The organism is Neotabrizicola sp. VNH66, assembly GCF_049445895.1.
GTDB lineage: Bacteria > Pseudomonadota > Alphaproteobacteria > Rhodobacterales > Rhodobacteraceae > Pseudogemmobacter.
Genome location: NZ_JBMSDW010000007.1, coordinates 232,135 through 246,543 on the forward strand (window position 1 = coordinate 232,135; position 14,409 = coordinate 246,543).

The following is a 14,409-nucleotide window of genomic DNA, read 5'->3' on the forward strand; positions in this document are numbered from 1 at the left end:
TCAGGGACATTCTTCAGTCCATTCGTGATGCTTTTCCTTGGAAAGAAGATTGCACACCTCAAAACTAAATGCCCACACCTGAAAGTCATATTCAACGGGTGGGAACATCACCCTTATGCCTCACATATGGGGTTCTTTGACCTATGTGGGTTTGTGCACGGTAAAACAATTGGCCAGGCTTGGGGTAGTAAACAGTATCTACCTATCACTCGCCTGAAGAAAGAGGAACTTTATGAAAAGGATTTCGACAAGTATGAAGAGATGCAAGATCTCGTCCAACGCCGAGTCGATAGAATTTCAGAGGTCGTTACTCGAGACCCTGAGAGGAGAAGTGTGTTCTTCGATGCGCTGTCTTTTTCGATAAGAGAAGTTTTTCGGAATGTGTTCGAGCATGGTGAAACTGATGAGCTTTATTATTGTGCACAGTATTGGCCTAAGAGCGATAAGGTTGAATTTGCTGTTGGAGATGCCGGAATAGGTATCAGGACCTCACTAGGACAGAACCCAAATTTCCGCTTCAATTCTGACAAGGCAGCGCTAGAAGCGGCGTTGCTGCCAAGCGTTTCCGGAAAGACGCATCAACCCCGACGATCCGAGAATTGGTTCAATTCTGGGTATGGCCTCTATATGATTAACAGATTGGCCAGAAATGGTGGAAGTTTTGTCATTGCTAGTGGTGAAAGTGCGATCTGTCTGACACCGAGAACCAAGACCAACTTTACGACTTCTTTCAACGGAACGATACTCAGGGTGAGTTTTAGAGTGTCTGAGATCGGAGACGTGCAGAAGCGTTTGGCCGAGTTCAGGAAAGACGGTGCGGAGATCGCAACTATGATAAAAGGGTCAGGGAATCGGCCACCTTCCGCGATGTCCATGCTATTGCGGCGGGACTATAGATGAACCGCCTCATCACCCGCGGCCTGATGTTCGGGAACCTCATTGAGGTGTCTTCGCCGCAACTCGTCGCGCGCTACAACCGGGCGCTGAAGGCGCTGACCGGCAAGGAAACCGCGTTGACCGATTTCCACATCGACCTCTCGGGCTATTCGCCCGAAATCGGCGATGAATTCGGCGACCTTTATTACCTGAACCCTACCGGTGCGAACCGGCAGTTCATCCTGCTGACCACTGCCCAGAAAGAAGCACCGCTTCTGAACATCCGCTTCTCAACTTCGCGCGGCATTCTCACCCAGTTCATCGAGGCGAATGAGGCGCAGCTGTTTGCGCTGACCGCACGCGATGTGGTGGCGGGGGAATTGCAGGGCAGCGTCTATTCCGTAGATACCGCGGAAAAGCTGTTCCAGATGCGGCAGGTCACGGTCGAGGCGGATACGATCGGCGGGCATGTTGCGGATGCGGGCAAGCTGGCCGCGCTGATCGCCAAATTCCGGCAGGAGCCGGACGGCTGGCGGGATGAGGCGCTGATTGCCGAGATGATCGCGCTGGCCAAGCGCACCGGCGATGTGACGCGCGTGCCGATCAACCTGCCCGCGATGACCTTTGAACAGGCGAATTTCTGGACCAGCCATTTCGGCGGTCTCTATGTGTTTCAGGATCTGCGCTTTCCTGCGGCGATTGCGCGGCAGCCTGTCGGAACCTTGGGCAAGCTGCCGATTGCGCAGGCGATGGATTTCAGCCACCGCAACCATATTGCCGACTGGCTGGACCGCAACCAGTTGGCCGAGCCCATCGTGCAGGCCCGCGGCGCGGATGCGGGCGCCATCCTGCGGCAGAAGATGGATTTCATCCTGCTGGATGCGGCGGACCAACTGGGCCTTGATGTGGGTGACGCGCGGCGGACGGAACTGCGCAAGGTGGCCTACCGGCTCGGCTCGGCGCTGCCCGATGAGTTTACCGGGCTGGCCGCGCTCCTCCGCTGGGCTGAAGGGGCGGGGCCCTGGCCGAAGATCTCCAGCGAGCATCCGGCCTATTTCTACACGCTGCGCGCGCGGCCGGGGCGCGACCGCGATCTGGTGAACATGCTGTTGTCGGAACTGTCGGTCATGGATGTGCGCCAACTGTTCATCACCCATAAGGAGCGGTTCTACGAGGAATACCGCCGCTGGTCGGATGCGAAGAAGACCCATGTCGCGGATTTTCTGGCCCGCGAATATCAGGTGGACAAGGAGGGCGCGCGCGAGGCCCTGTTCGGGCCGGAGCCGCGAATGGACGAACTTTCCCGCCCCGCCATGCGCGAAGGGCCTAAACCCGCGCGCGATCTGCGTGATATCGTCGGCCCCTGGGGTGCGGTCAGGAGGGGTGGATGATCATTGGCTGGATAAGGCTGGCCTTCTTCGCGCTGATCGGCCTGACAGTGGTCTATTTCGTGACCGCGATCTATTCGCGGTCGGTCCGGCGCGAGAATCTGGAGAAACGCTGGGTGCGTGAGGGGCTGGAGGGCGACCGCGATGGCTGGATCGAGGCCGGCATGAAAGCCTATGACAGGGGGCTGAAACGGCGGCTTCTCTGGCTTATCTACATCATTCCCATGGTGGCCTTCACCGTGGTGTTCTTCTGGGTGAACTGGGATTGACGGCATGCGCTATGTGAAATGGACCCTCTGGCTGATCGTGGCGCTGCTGTTGGGCAGCTTCCTGCATTACACGCTGCCGCAGCATGACACGGTGCGCATCGTCGGGACCGAGACCCGGCGGATCGACGTGGGCGACAATTCGATCTTCTGGAGCCGGGCCGAGGTCGGGCTGGCCAACAGCACCAGCCGCGACGTGTTCTTCATCAACGCCGTTTTCCCCGACGGCAGCACAATGGAATACCGCAACGAGGATACCGGCTGGGGTTGGCCGCCCTATTTCAAGGTGGACAGCTTCGGTCTGCAGACCGAGGCGAAGGAATACACCTCCACCTCGGCGGCGCCGGTCTGGGTTTCGGTTACGCATTACGGCTGGCGCAACAAGCTTTTCACCATTTTCCCCAATGCCGTGGCGGTGCGCCGTGTCGACGGGCCGGATGCGACGGTCATCCCTTGGGTGAACATCGTCATCCTGACCTTCCTTGCCTTCATCCTGTTCATGATCCGCCGGATGTGGATGCAGTTCCGCGAGCGGATGATCGACCCGACCATCGACCGGATCGACGCGCAGGCTGATGCCGCCCGGGCCGAGGCGCGGGGCGTCTGGGGCCGGTTCTCGGCCTGGCTGGGCACCTGGAAGGGCAAGCCGCGCCGTTGAGGCAAAGGCGCGTCGACGGCCGCGGCCACTCCTCGCAGGATGTGCGTCCGCATAACGGCGGGGCGTGTCAGCGGCCGGGAACTGTGGTGCGCCGGCATCACTTGCCAATGCTGCGGGCCATCGCGGCCCGTGACCAAATTTTGCCACAATCCCGTCTCATTTCCGGTTGGCAGAAACAGACGGCGGGCACAGATCCGCCGCGACCGAGGCGGCACGAGTGGCGACGATCTATGGCGGTTTGGGCGGCGACAGCCTGTCCGGCGGCAGTGGCAACGACCGGCTATACGGCTATGGCGGTGATGACACGCTGAAAGGCGGCCCCGGCGCGGATTCGCTTTATGGCGGCACCGGGAACGATACGGCGGATTATTCGTCGTCCAATGCTGCGGTTACGGTGGATCTGGACGAAGCCTATGGCGGCTCCGGCGGAGATGCGCAGGGCGATTATTATTCGTCGATCGAGAATGTCATCGGATCGGCGTTCAATGACCGGCTTTACGGCACCAGCGGCAGCAATGTGCTGGATGGCGGTGCGGGGGCGGATTCGCTTTATGGCGGCGGCGGGTCGGATACGCTCATCGGCGGCGCGGGCGCCGATGTGCTGGACGGCGGGTCGGGCAACGATCTGGTCGATTACAGCGCATCGTCTGCGGGTGTTTCGGTCAACCTGACCACAGGCACCGGCACGGGCGGCGATGCGCAGGGCGACACGCTGACCAATATCGAAAGCATAGAAGGATCGTCCTTCGACGATACGCTGACCGGCAACAGCGCCGCCAACCTTCTGAGCGGCGGCAGCGGTCATGATTCCCTGTTCGGCGATGCGGGCAACGATACGCTTTATGGCGGGGACGGCAACGACACGCTGGATGGCGGGGCGGGCAATGACGTCCTGGACGGTGGCGCGGGCAACGACACGCTGGACGGCGGTGCCGGCAATGACGCACTGGATGGCGGCAGCGGCGATGACCTGCTGCTCGGCGGGGCGGGCAACGATACGCTGGACGGTGGCGCCGGAAATGACACGCTGATCGGCGGCGCGGGCAATGACTCGCTGATCGGCGGTGACGGGATCGACACCGCGGATTATTCCGCCTCGGCCGCCGGGGTGAACGTCAACCTCGAATCCGGCACCGGCAGCGGCGGCGATGCCGCAGGCGACCGTTATTCCGGGATCGAGAATGTCGTGGGCAGTGCGCTGAACGACACGATCTATGGCGGAGCGGGCAGCAACGTCCTTTACGGCGGCGCCGGCAATGATCAGCTGTTCGGCGGTGACAATGACGACACCCTGGTGGGTGGGGCAGGGGCCGATACGCTGACCGGGGGCGAGGACCTCGACATTGCCGATTACTCCGCCTCGAATGCGGCGGTGAACATCAACCTGACGAACTGGACCGCGACAGGCGGCCATGCGACCGGGGATGTGCTCAGCGGCATCGACGGGCTGATCGGCTCGGCCTATGACGATACGCTGGTCGGCTATGACGAGATGGGCCTGTCCGGTGATGTCTTCACCAACCTGTTCTACGGCGGGGCGGGCAACGATCTGATGGATGGCCGCGGGGGCAATGACAGCCTCTATGGCGGCACCGGCAATGACACGATCGAAGGCGGCGCCGGCGACGATACGGTCGCGGGGGATGAGGGCAACGATCTGCTCTATGGCGGGGCGGGCAACGATTCCGTCACCGGCGGCGACGGGCGCGACACGCTTTATGGCGGTGCCGGGAATGACACCCTCTTCGGTGGCGAGGGCGAGGATTCGCTTTTCGGCGGCGAGGGGAACGATCTTCTGACCGGTGATGCCGGGAATGACACCCTGTCCGGTGAGGCCGGGAACGACACCCTGTATGGTGGGGCGGGCAACGACCTTCTGTCCGGCGGTGACGGCAACGATTCCCTTCTGGGCGGCACCGGCAATGACACTTTGTCCGGTGATGCGGGCAACGACACCCTTCTGGGCGAGGACGGCGATGACAGGCTGTCCGGCGGCGACGGCAATGACAGCCTGAGCGGCGATGCCGGGAATGACACCCTGTCTGGGGATGCCGGGCAAGACACCCTTTCCGGTGGGGCGGGCAACGATTCCCTCTCGGGCGGCGAGGGCAATGATTCCCTTCTGGGCGGCACCGGCAACGACACTTTGTCGGGTGATGCGGGGAACGACACCCTTCTCGGCGAAGACGGCGATGACAGCCTGTCCGGCGGGGCCGGGAATGACAGCCTTTATGGCGGGGCCGGGAATGACTGGATCTCCGGGGATGCGGGGGCGGACCGGCTTTACGGCGGGGCCGGCAATGACACGCTGATTGCCGGGGCGGGTGATCTCCTTGTCGATGGCGGGGCCGGCGATGATGAGTTCCGAGGCTCGGGCGCGCAGCTGGCCTATGGCGGCACCGGCAATGACACGTTCTACGGCAATACCGCGCTGGTGATCGACGGCGGCGAGAATGCCGACGATATGGATGTGCTGGACCTGACGGGGATGGGCCCCTTTGTCATCGTCTACAATCCGCTGAACCCCGAAAGCGGCACCGTCACCTTCCTCAGCCCGCTGGGCCTGCCCACCGGCACGCTGACCTTTACCAATATCGAAAAGGTCATCCCCTGCTTCACCCCCGGCACGATGATGGCCTGCGAAGACGGGGAACGGCCCGTCGAAAGCCTGCGCGCCGGTGACCGGGTGGTCACGCGCGACCATGGGGTGCAGGTGCTGCGCTGGATCGGCACCAAGCGGCTGGAGCGTGCGGATCTGGCCGCCGATCCGCGGCTGCAGCCGGTGTTGATCCGGGCCGGTGCGCTTGGGGCAGGGCTGCCGCAGCGCGACATGCGTGTCTCGCGCCAGCACCGGATGCTGATCACCGGGCCGCGGGCGGAACTGCTGTTCGGTTCGGACGAGGTGCTGGTGCGGGCCGAACATCTGCTGCATCTGCCCGGTGTGGTGGCTGCTGTGGAGACCGAGGTCACCTATCTGCACATCCTTTTCGACCGGCACGAGGTTGTGCTGGCCGATGGCGCATGGAGCGAGAGCTTCCAGCCCGGAGACCGGACACTGGCCGGGCTGGACGGCGCCGCACGGGACGAGCTGCTGCGGCTGTTCCCCGAACTGGCGCAGGGCCCCGCAGTCTATGCCGCCGCCCGCCCCACGCTGAAACGCTTCGAAGCGCGGGCACTGCTGGCTGCCTAGGGCCCTGACCCTGGGTGCCGGTTTCAAATTCTATGGCTGCACCATCTTGATCGCCAGAATGAGGTTGGCCATTTCATCGCGTCACGCCGTGCAATTTTCCCGGCTACCCCCGGCCAAGTTCCTCGACACCCCATCTCGCTTGATCAGGGTCGTGGCCCGCTGCAAGTCGGTCTCGATGCCAAGGGCGGTGCCGCGTGCAATGTTGTTCTGGCCGTCGCGCACAGCGCATCCGGCCGCGCAGATCTCGCGGAAGAGCTGCATCAGCAGACCCCGCGCTGTATCGGCTGGTTTCGATCCGCGTGCAGAGGGGAACCTTCATAGCCTCGCATCCTTTCAAGCGGCGGTCGTTCATGCCCTCTTGAGCGCCACGGAGAAGGCCCGCGGAATTGCTCTTCGGTGCAGGGCCTGCTCCGGTCATCCGATCCGGAACCATGCGACCGGCCATTGGAACATGGCTCGTGGTGCCTCTGGTGCGCGGCAGGGGTTCATGACTCATTTCTTCAAGATATTTCCGGAGGTTGAAGGACGCGAATACCTGCAGTGACCGGAAGAGGGCGGATGAAGCCGGAAGAGGTCGGATGGGCCAATGAAAGCAGCGCCTTGTGCGGCGGTGACAGCGCGCGTGGCGTTTGTCCCCATGTCTTGCAGAACGTGCTGAAAGGGCCGTTCAGGGGCTTGTGAAAGCTGCCTCACTGAGAAAGGCCGGTCTCATCCGGGCTGCGCATGCCGCATGATTATCGGGCTCGCGGAACAGCAAGATCGGGTTCGGGATATTCCGAATGCAGGAGCAGGAGGGCAGGCGGGCCAAACTTGATCTCTCGCCATGAAAATCGCCTTGTTTCCGGCCGGGCTAGCCCATATACGGGTCGGCGGAGACGTGGCCGAGTGGTCGAAGGCACACCCCTGCTAAGGGTGCAGACCTCATAAGGGTCTCGAGGGTTCGAATCCCTTCGTCTCCGCCACTAAACTTTTTGCACCGGAAACCTGTGTTAAGATTTTGAACGGCATGGATAAATCCGCCGTTCTAAAGCCGCTTTTTCGGGTGTAGCGCAGACGATCCGCGAAAGCGAGTTTCAGGACGGTCTGTTTGTCCTCCAGACGCTCCGACTTCCAGAGTTTCCAAGGGTTTGCGAGGAAGTCGAGCGCCGTTCTAAGGGTTTTGTCAAAGCTCGATGCCGGACGCATGGCCGTAGCCATCTTTTCCCGGATCAGCAGCTTCTCGTCTTCCAGCCCCTGAATCTTCGCCTCATAGGCGGCGATGACGCTGGGCAGCGACGCATCGAGAATGCGTTCCAGCAGTTGCGCCACCTGCTTTTCCAGCTTCGCCAGCTGCGCGGTCATGGCCTTGGCTTGCGTCTCGGCCTGTTGCGCGCGATGCGCCCAGAGATCGGTGAACAAGCGGCGCGCGATGCGGAACAGAGTCTCGCTCGGGGTCACCTCTTGCAGCAGCGTCTCGAACTCACCCTCGATCCGGTCGCGGCGGATCGACTTGCCATAGCTTTCGCAGCCGCGTTTCGGGCAGAGATAATACGGATGATGGCTGTGCGTGCCCTTCGACCAGCAGGCGGTCAACGGCGTGTCGCAATCATCACAGATCACGAAGCCGCGCAGCGGGAAATCCTCGTTCAGGTTCTTGCGGCGCGGGGCGTAGATGCCACCGGAAAGACGGTCGCGGATGCGCTGGAACGTCTCGAAGCTGATCAGCCCCTCATGCTGCGCCGGGCGCAGCGAGATATCCCAGACCTTCGATTCCAGATAGCCTGCGTAAACGGGCTGGGCCAGCATGTCGCCGACGCGCTGATGCCGGACGATGCCCCGGCTGTCTTTCGGGAAGACCGGCGAGGCTTGCAGGAAGCGCAGTACTTCCGCCTGCGATTCAAAACGGCCCGAGGCAAAGCCTTCCAGCGCTTCCTGCACCACCGAAGCCAGCGGCTCTTCGCGCTTGAGCATCGCGCCACGTCCGGAAATCCGCTGATAGCGATAGCCCATCGGGGCCTGATGCACCCAATAGCCGTTCATCATCCGCGCCCGCATGCGGTTCTTCGCCTGCTCGCCGTTCTTCTGGCGCTGATGCTGCGAGACACTGGCCAGGAGGTTCTCGACCAGCAGCGAGTCCGAGTCTTCCCCGAACTCGATGGAGGGCGATTCCAGCAGGCCCCCGGCGCTGGCAATGGAGGCGCGCAATTCCAGATGTGCGGACAGGCCGCGTGCAAGGCGGGACACATCGTCAATGATCACCACAAGGCCGCGCGCACGGTGCTTGCGCAGGAAGCCCAGCATGGCCTTCATACCGGGGCGGTTGCTGAACTTGCCGGATACATCATCGCGGAAGACCTCGATCACCTCATGGCCCTTCATCCGCGCGAATTCGCGGCAGCGGGTTTCCTGGGAGTTGAGGCCGTCGCCCTCCACCACCTGCCGGTTGGTGGACACGCGGCAATAGATGACCGCTTGTCTGCGGGAGGGATTTACGCGGTTATTGCTGTACATGAGGGGGCCGTGCCTTTCCGGATGTCGATGCTCCTGCTGTGGGGATGTCTTCATCCGAGTGTAGCGCGGATGGGTCGTTTTGCGAAACCTCATCGAAGCTGTGCCGCAGCCATGCACAGATATCCCCCTTGAAGCCCAGATCGACGAAGGCGCTCAGGATGGCCCAGAGGGTTTCGAGGAATTCGCGCTCCTGCGCTTCGGTCAGGTGGAACTCTGCCAGATCGGGGCGATAGGCCGCAACATCCAGCGTGAAGGCCGCCGCGCCCTCTTCCTGATCCGGCCCGCCGGAGGCCCCGGAAACGCTCTGCCTGTCTTCTTCCATCTCCGCCTCCTTTTGCTGGCCGTTGTTCGGAAACAGGCCAGAATGAAGAACAAATCAGAAACAGTCAAGGAATTTTATCCTATTCCGCTCCCTTGTCCGGTATGACCATCATTATGAGAAGCGGCAGGGCTTCGGGAAGACGGGGGATCGGCGATCTAATCAGTTCTGGACAGGCAGGTTCGGCAGGGGCGGGTTAAGCTATTGCTTTACTGTTGGTTTATTCGGGCGGGATATTTTGGCCATGGTTGAAGGCGACAAGATCGGTGCCGCGCTGCCAGATCAGGAGGCCGCGTTTCTGCGCCTGATCTATTGCTTCTGTCAGGGGATCAGCCTGACGGTCACGGCGCGCAGCACCGGCCTGTCGGTCAAGACCGTGCGCAGGCATTATCTGGCACTGCGCGCGCTGCTGCTGCGCCCCGCCTTCAATCGCTGGCATGGGACGAATATCCGGCTTTTGCGGCTGGACGATCCGGAACTGGAACGGACGGTGCGGCTTACCTTCTTCGGGCGCATCGCAGAATGCGCGCTTAACGCCCACTGCGCCCGCAACTACCGGCTGGGCAACCGCAAATCCCGCCAGTGCCGCGCCTGCCCGCTGGCAGGCCGTGTTTCCGATGAACGCCGGGCCGAGGCCTATCTGATGATCGACACCGTGCATCGCTTCTATGAGACGCTGGGCCTGCGCGGCGAGAAAGCCATGAACCCAATCCTGCTGTTCCGCGAGCGGCTGATCCATACCACCGTTATCGGCACCGTTCACACCCACAGCCACAAGCTGGGCAACGGGTTTTTCGATCCGACCGAAACAGGGTTTCTGAGTGGGGCGGTACTGATGGACAGGTTGATCGAAGCTTCCGCCGAAGCCGGGTAAACGCATTTCTGGCACGCGCGGCCTGTTTTGTCCGCGCCGGGCTCTCGTGAACCGGGCCATCGGGCGCAAGGCCCGAAGTCCCGGCCTTGCGGCGTCGATCCCTCGTGCGAGGAAAAACACGGCCTGCCCCTATGCGGGGCAGACATCCCTTCTTTGTTTCGGGGCTTGCAGCCCCCAGACCGTCAAGACTGAACCCTGCGCGTTCCGCTCCGGGCGTCCCCGGCGGTGTCCCCGGCCTTCCTCCGCGTTGCTGCGTGCAGGCCGGGTGATCCCCCTCCGCCGGGGCCGGTCCTGACAGTCAACCCCCGCTCATTGGCGCGGGCCTAGTCGGTTGCATGCGCAACCGGCAGACAAGGAAGGAAAAGCCAATGAAGCAGGATATTTACGAGAAGATCACAAACAAGATCATCGCCGACGTCGAACAAGGCGCGCTGAGCTGGATCAAGCCATGGAGCAGCGGCCACATGGAGGGACGAATTGTCCGGCCCGTGCGGCAGAACGGGCAGCCTTATCGCGGCATCAATGTGCTGATGCTCTGGGGGGGCGGCGATGGAGGGCGGCTATCTCTCGCCATTCTGGATGACCTACAAGCAGGCGGAAGCCTTGGGCGCGCATATCCGCAAGGGCGAGCGCGGTCATCAGGTCGTCTATGCCGATACGCTCATTCGCAACGAGGAAGCCCCGGACGGCACCGAACAGGAGCAGCGGATTCCCTTTCTCAAGGCCTATACCGTCTTCAATGTGGCGCAGATCGAGGGACTTCCCGCGCAATATCACATCCAGCCCGAGCCGATCACGAACCCGATGCAGCGGATCGGGGAAGCGGAGCGCTTCTTTGCCGCAACCGGGGCCGATATTCGCCATGGCGGCAATTCTGCCCATTACAGCGGCGGCAGCGATTATGTGCAGATGCCGCCGTTCGAGAGCTTCCGCTCTTCTGAGGTCTATTATGCCACGCTGGCCCATGAGCTGACTCACTGGACCAAGCACCCCAAACGGCTGGGCCGGGACTTCGGGCGCAAGCGCTGGGGCGATGAAGGTTATGCGCGCGAGGAACTGGTGGCCGAGTTGGGCGCGGCTTTCCTCTGCGCCGATCTGGGACTGACACCCGAGCCGGGGCTGGATCACGCCGCCTATATCCAGAGCTGGCTTAAAGTCTTGCGCGGCGACAAACGCGCCATCTTCACCGCCGCCGCCCATGCACAGCGCGCCGCCGATTTCCTGCATGGTTTCCACACCGCCACACAAGACGAAGGGGCTGCCGCATGAGCGGCCCCCCCATCCCCGGCCAGCATGGCAGGCAGGAATATCGCCTGCACTGGCGCGGCATTGCCCTCACCCTCCACCTGACGCCGGGCTGGCTCGATCTGGCCGACCAGCTGGAAATTCGCAGCGAGGGCCGCACCCCGCTCCCCCTCACCGAAACCGGCTACAGATCTCATTTTGCCCCCATGGGCGAGATCGCCGCATACGGCGGCGCGCGGCGCTATGTTGCCGACTGGCTGGATGACGAAGCAGTCCGCAAAGGCTGGACCGGCGCACAGCTCAACCTGTTTTGAGGGGAAGAAAATTTTGCCCGCCTATAGCGGGCAACTCAACAAACGAACGACATCAACATGGAACAGGTATGCGACGTCTTCCCGCAACCACAGGATGGAAGCGGACTTTCCCGGTTCGTGCGAGCCAGCTATGCAATGATGTTGAAAACCGACAGTCAGGACACCTCAAAGCCGACCATTACCCTGCTGCGCTGAAGTCGATTTCGATCCACAACTACGCTTTGCGCTCCGGGTTGTCGCGTGATACTTTCGTAGAGTAAATTCCGGCCCAAGAAACAGGTCGCACAGTCAGGCGCATTCTCGACATGCATATTGAGCAGATCAAAATTGAAAACTTCCGGCTCCTACAAGATTGCCGTCTAGATATGCGACAGAAGACAACGATTCTTGTAGGAAAAAACAACACTGGCAAAACATCCTTTGCTGTTCTGCTGGAAAGATTTCTGGAAAAACCTGACCATTTCACCTACACCGACTTTCCAATATCAATCAGGCAGAAGTTGCTTGACATTAATAATGAAACGAATACTTGCGAGCTCGCGATCAGGCTAGTTCTGCGTATATCTTACGACGAGGCTGATAACCTTGCGATACTCTCCGAATTCATGCTGGACTTAGATTCTACGCGGCGACACACCAATATACTTTTCGAATGCTGCATCGATAAAAGTAAACTGCTTCGCGCACTTCCCGACGAACCAGGTGCACGAAAGAAGTTCATTGAGAACAATCTCAACGGCGAGTTTTTAAATACTAAAATTTATGCGTTTGATGATGTCGGTCACGCCGAGGAGACGCCATATTACTTAGCACATCGCGATCAACTGGAAGAAAAAGAGCGATCCGAAGTGAGGGCGCTTTTAAATTTTCAGGTCATTCATGCCCGCAGAAATGTCGCGAGTTCGGAGGATGCGGGACGTGGCGCAAAGCCCTTGTCGGCAATATCTACTAAGTTCTTTCGAAAGAGAAACGTCAAGTCTGATGGTGACGAGATTGCCGGATCAGACAGCGGCAGTATCGAAAAACTTAGGTCAATGCTTGCGAGCATCGATGACCAGCTCGAGGAGCAATATGCTCAGGTTTTCGCAGGCCTCCTAAAAAGCTCTCGCGATTTTCTGGATTTAGGAAACTTGAAAGTCGTCTCGAACATTCAATCGCAATCACTCATCGAGACCTCATCGCAAGTCATATATGGTGAAGCCGACAACTTTCTCCCTGAACACCATAGTGGACTGGGATACCTGAATATCCTTTATCTGTTGTTGCAGATAGAATTGTGTCGCGAAAACTTTATCCAGAGAAACGCCCCGCTGAACCTCCTGCTTATCGAAGAGCCCGAAGCGCACACCCATCCGCAGATGCAGTATGTCTTCGCGGACAAAATCCATGGATTGATCTCGCAAATTGCAAACCTGCAAGCTTTGCTGACAACCCATTCGTCCCACATCGTTTCCAAATCGAACTTCGAGGACATCAGGTATCTTTCGCGGCCGTCCCCAGCGGAATCTGTCACGATCAAGAATTTTCACACGGATCTGAGCGCTAGGTATGAGGAGCTTGGAGCGGACGGAGCGGCGCTATTTCAGTTTCTCAAGCAATACCTCACAATCAACTCTGCTGAGCTGTTCTTCGCAAGCAAGGCAATCTTCATCGAGGGAACCACGGAACGCATCCTGCTTCCTCTATTCATTGAGATGCATGACAAGGAGATGCATGACAAGGAAAATATCGATGAAACGGCGGAGAGAGGACTGTCTTCGCAGAACATATCCGTTCTTGAAGTCGGCGCTAATGCGCGTGCGTTTGCTCCGTTCCTTGAATTCATTGGCGTTCGTACACTGGTCATCACCGATATCGACACAACCAAAGCTGTTATCAGTGAGAAAACGGGGAAAATCAGCTATCACGCCTGTCCTGTCGCAGAGTCAAGCCACACCTCAAATGAGACCCTGAAGCACTTCCTCTCGGCCCCTGATCCGACGGCAGAGAAGGACTTCTCGGACTGGCATAAGCGATTGGTAGATGGAACTGCCTCTTCGGGTGAAGGGCAGATTGAGCTTGCTTACCAGCTTGCGGAGGGCGATTACCATGCAAGAAGTTTTTAAGACGCTTTCATATCGATCAACCTAGATAAGGTCAAGGCCCGCAAGGATAAGTTGGCGGGTTTGAAAAACAGAGACACGCTGGACGAATTCAGTGGCAAAGATTTTTATTATCTCACAACTCAGATACTGGGAAAGAAGTCCGATTTTGCCGGATCGGTTTTGTACCTGGCGCTTGTGGAAAAAGAAAGCTGGCGCATGCCGAAGTATATCATGGATGGTTTGAAATGGATTCACAAAAACTGAATCCGGTAGATCGAATCGCCGGGCTCGTTTCGGGAGGCGAGAACTTCGTTCTTCAAGGCGGGGCCGGAAGCGGAAAAACAGAGAGCCTAAAAAGGGTGATTCAAAAGATTCTGATGGCCAATCCAAGCCTTCGTATTGCGTGCATCACGCATACGAACAAAGCAGCAGACGAAATTGCTGATCGTGTGCCTGGCGGTATCAATGTTTCAACCATTCACTCGTTTCTGGGTGAAATTATTTCGCCGTTCAAGAAAAATATTCAACAGGTTTTTCCGAAGCTCTTCGAATTAACCGAATTTGTTGCCCTCGGAGATGCGTTGTTGCGTTAATCGGATGGAGGCCAAGGTGACCCTTTCCCGCTCTGCGTTCAGCGAACGGCTGTGATCTCGGCGGTGCCGAGGGCGTTGTATCTGTTCATGATGGCGATGCGGATCTGGATCT

The 14,409-nt window shown here is 59.5% G+C and carries 13 protein-coding genes, 1 tRNA gene and 1 pseudogene; 12 read left to right on the plus strand and 3 right to left on the minus strand.

Going from position 1 to position 14,409, the window contains the following annotated elements:
- Positions 1-24 precede the first annotated feature (24 nt).
- The 5 genes from ACO2Q5_RS12635 (at position 25) to ACO2Q5_RS12655 (ending at position 6,378) form a co-directional block, all read left to right on the plus strand.
- Positions 25-900 carry a hypothetical protein gene (locus ACO2Q5_RS12635; protein WP_423291529.1) on the plus strand — a complete coding sequence of 292 codons (876 nt, stop codon included), beginning with the start codon at positions 25-27 and terminating at the stop codon, positions 898-900.
- The gene (locus ACO2Q5_RS12640) at positions 897-2,267 is read left to right on the plus strand and encodes a DUF6638 family protein (RefSeq protein ID WP_423291531.1); all 1,371 of its coding nucleotides are present in this window, start codon (positions 897-899) and stop codon (positions 2,265-2,267) included. Before ACO2Q5_RS12635 ends, ACO2Q5_RS12640 begins: the two co-directional genes overlap by 4 nt.
- Complete coding sequence (locus ACO2Q5_RS12645) at positions 2,264-2,533, plus strand: hypothetical protein (protein WP_423291533.1); 270 nt, start codon at positions 2,264-2,266, stop codon at positions 2,531-2,533. Before ACO2Q5_RS12640 ends, ACO2Q5_RS12645 begins: the two co-directional genes overlap by 4 nt.
- Positions 2,534-2,537: 4 nt before the next feature.
- Positions 2,538-3,188: a DUF1523 family protein gene (locus ACO2Q5_RS12650; protein WP_423291535.1), complete on the plus strand. Its 651-nt coding sequence runs from the start codon at positions 2,538-2,540 to the stop codon at positions 3,186-3,188.
- Positions 3,189-3,405: 217 nt separating this feature from the next.
- On the plus strand, positions 3,406-6,378 hold the full coding sequence (locus ACO2Q5_RS12655; RefSeq protein ID WP_423291537.1) for a Hint domain-containing protein: 2,973 nt from the start codon (positions 3,406-3,408) through the stop codon (positions 6,376-6,378).
- An 81-nt stretch (positions 6,379-6,459) separates the two neighbouring features.
- On the opposite strand, the gene ACO2Q5_RS12660 is transcribed toward ACO2Q5_RS12655, so the two are convergent.
- On the minus strand, positions 6,460-6,639 hold the full coding sequence (locus tag ACO2Q5_RS12660; RefSeq protein WP_423291539.1) for a hypothetical protein: 180 nt from the start codon (positions 6,637-6,639) through the stop codon (positions 6,460-6,462).
- A 610-nt stretch (positions 6,640-7,249) separates the two neighbouring features.
- Here ACO2Q5_RS12660 and ACO2Q5_RS12665 point away from each other — a divergent pair.
- Positions 7,250-7,340 (plus strand) — tRNA-Ser (locus ACO2Q5_RS12665).
- Here ACO2Q5_RS12665 and ACO2Q5_RS12670 read toward each other — a convergent pair.
- Both ACO2Q5_RS12670 and ACO2Q5_RS12675 read right to left on the minus strand, forming a co-directional pair.
- Positions 7,300-8,922: a recombinase family protein gene (locus tag ACO2Q5_RS12670; RefSeq protein WP_423291541.1), complete on the minus strand. Its 1,623-nt coding sequence runs from the start codon at positions 8,920-8,922 to the stop codon at positions 7,300-7,302. The genes ACO2Q5_RS12665 and ACO2Q5_RS12670 overlap by 41 nt on opposite strands.
- Positions 8,855-9,190 (minus strand): hypothetical protein, encoded by a 336-nt coding sequence (locus ACO2Q5_RS12675; protein ID WP_423291543.1) that lies wholly within the window; start codon positions 9,188-9,190, stop codon positions 8,855-8,857. The genes ACO2Q5_RS12670 and ACO2Q5_RS12675 overlap by 68 nt, the downstream gene beginning before the upstream one ends.
- A 241-nt stretch (positions 9,191-9,431) precedes the next feature.
- On the opposite strand from ACO2Q5_RS12675, the gene ACO2Q5_RS12680 reads away from it, so the two are divergent.
- From ACO2Q5_RS12680 to ACO2Q5_RS12705, 6 genes and pseudogenes are all read left to right on the plus strand, one after another.
- Positions 9,432-10,061: a hypothetical protein gene (locus ACO2Q5_RS12680; RefSeq protein ID WP_423291545.1), complete on the plus strand. Its 630-nt coding sequence runs from the start codon at positions 9,432-9,434 to the stop codon at positions 10,059-10,061.
- Positions 10,062-10,429: 368 nt separating this feature from the next.
- Positions 10,430-10,543 (plus strand): annotated as a pseudogene (locus ACO2Q5_RS12685) (ArdC-like ssDNA-binding domain-containing protein); the annotation flags it as partial.
- A gap of 67 nt (positions 10,544-10,610) precedes the next feature.
- Positions 10,611-11,330, plus strand: a complete 720-nt coding sequence (locus ACO2Q5_RS12690; protein ID WP_423291547.1) for an ArdC family protein — start codon at positions 10,611-10,613, stop codon at positions 11,328-11,330.
- Positions 11,327-11,620 carry a hypothetical protein gene (locus ACO2Q5_RS12695; RefSeq protein WP_423291549.1) on the plus strand — a complete coding sequence of 98 codons (294 nt, stop codon included), beginning with the start codon at positions 11,327-11,329 and terminating at the stop codon, positions 11,618-11,620. The genes ACO2Q5_RS12690 and ACO2Q5_RS12695 overlap by 4 nt, the downstream gene beginning before the upstream one ends.
- Before the next feature lie 305 nt (positions 11,621-11,925).
- Entirely contained in the window at positions 11,926-13,725 is a 1,800-nt protein-coding gene (locus tag ACO2Q5_RS12700) for an ATP-dependent nuclease (RefSeq protein WP_423291551.1), read from the plus strand.
- A 224-nt stretch (positions 13,726-13,949) separates the two neighbouring features.
- Positions 13,950-14,297, plus strand: coding sequence for an AAA family ATPase (locus ACO2Q5_RS12705; RefSeq protein WP_423291553.1), 348 nt, complete (start codon positions 13,950-13,952; stop codon positions 14,295-14,297).
- Positions 14,298-14,409: the final 112 nt, after the last annotated feature.

Coding starts and splice junctions, on each gene's coding strand:
- ACO2Q5_RS12640 (WP_423291531.1), top strand. CDS start 897: ATGAACCGCCTCATCACCCGCGGCCTGATGTTCGGGAACCTCATTGAG.
- ACO2Q5_RS12675 (WP_423291543.1), bottom strand. CDS start 9,190: ATGGAAGAAGACAGGCAGAGCGTTTCCGGGGCCTCCGGCGGGCCGGAT.
- ACO2Q5_RS12670 (WP_423291541.1), bottom strand. CDS start 8,922: ATGAAGACATCCCCACAGCAGGAGCATCGACATCCGGAAAGGCACGGC.
- ACO2Q5_RS12690 (WP_423291547.1), top strand. CDS start 10,611: ATGGAGGGCGGCTATCTCTCGCCATTCTGGATGACCTACAAGCAGGCG.
- ACO2Q5_RS12650 (WP_423291535.1), top strand. CDS start 2,538: ATGCGCTATGTGAAATGGACCCTCTGGCTGATCGTGGCGCTGCTGTTG.
- ACO2Q5_RS12695 (WP_423291549.1), top strand. CDS start 11,327: ATGAGCGGCCCCCCCATCCCCGGCCAGCATGGCAGGCAGGAATATCGC.
- ACO2Q5_RS12705 (WP_423291553.1), top strand. CDS start 13,950: ATGGATTCACAAAAACTGAATCCGGTAGATCGAATCGCCGGGCTCGTT.
- ACO2Q5_RS12700 (WP_423291551.1), top strand. CDS start 11,926: ATGCATATTGAGCAGATCAAAATTGAAAACTTCCGGCTCCTACAAGAT.
- ACO2Q5_RS12680 (WP_423291545.1), top strand. CDS start 9,432: ATGGTTGAAGGCGACAAGATCGGTGCCGCGCTGCCAGATCAGGAGGCC.
- ACO2Q5_RS12645 (WP_423291533.1), top strand. CDS start 2,264: ATGATCATTGGCTGGATAAGGCTGGCCTTCTTCGCGCTGATCGGCCTG.
- ACO2Q5_RS12660 (WP_423291539.1), bottom strand. CDS start 6,639: ATGCAGCTCTTCCGCGAGATCTGCGCGGCCGGATGCGCTGTGCGCGAC.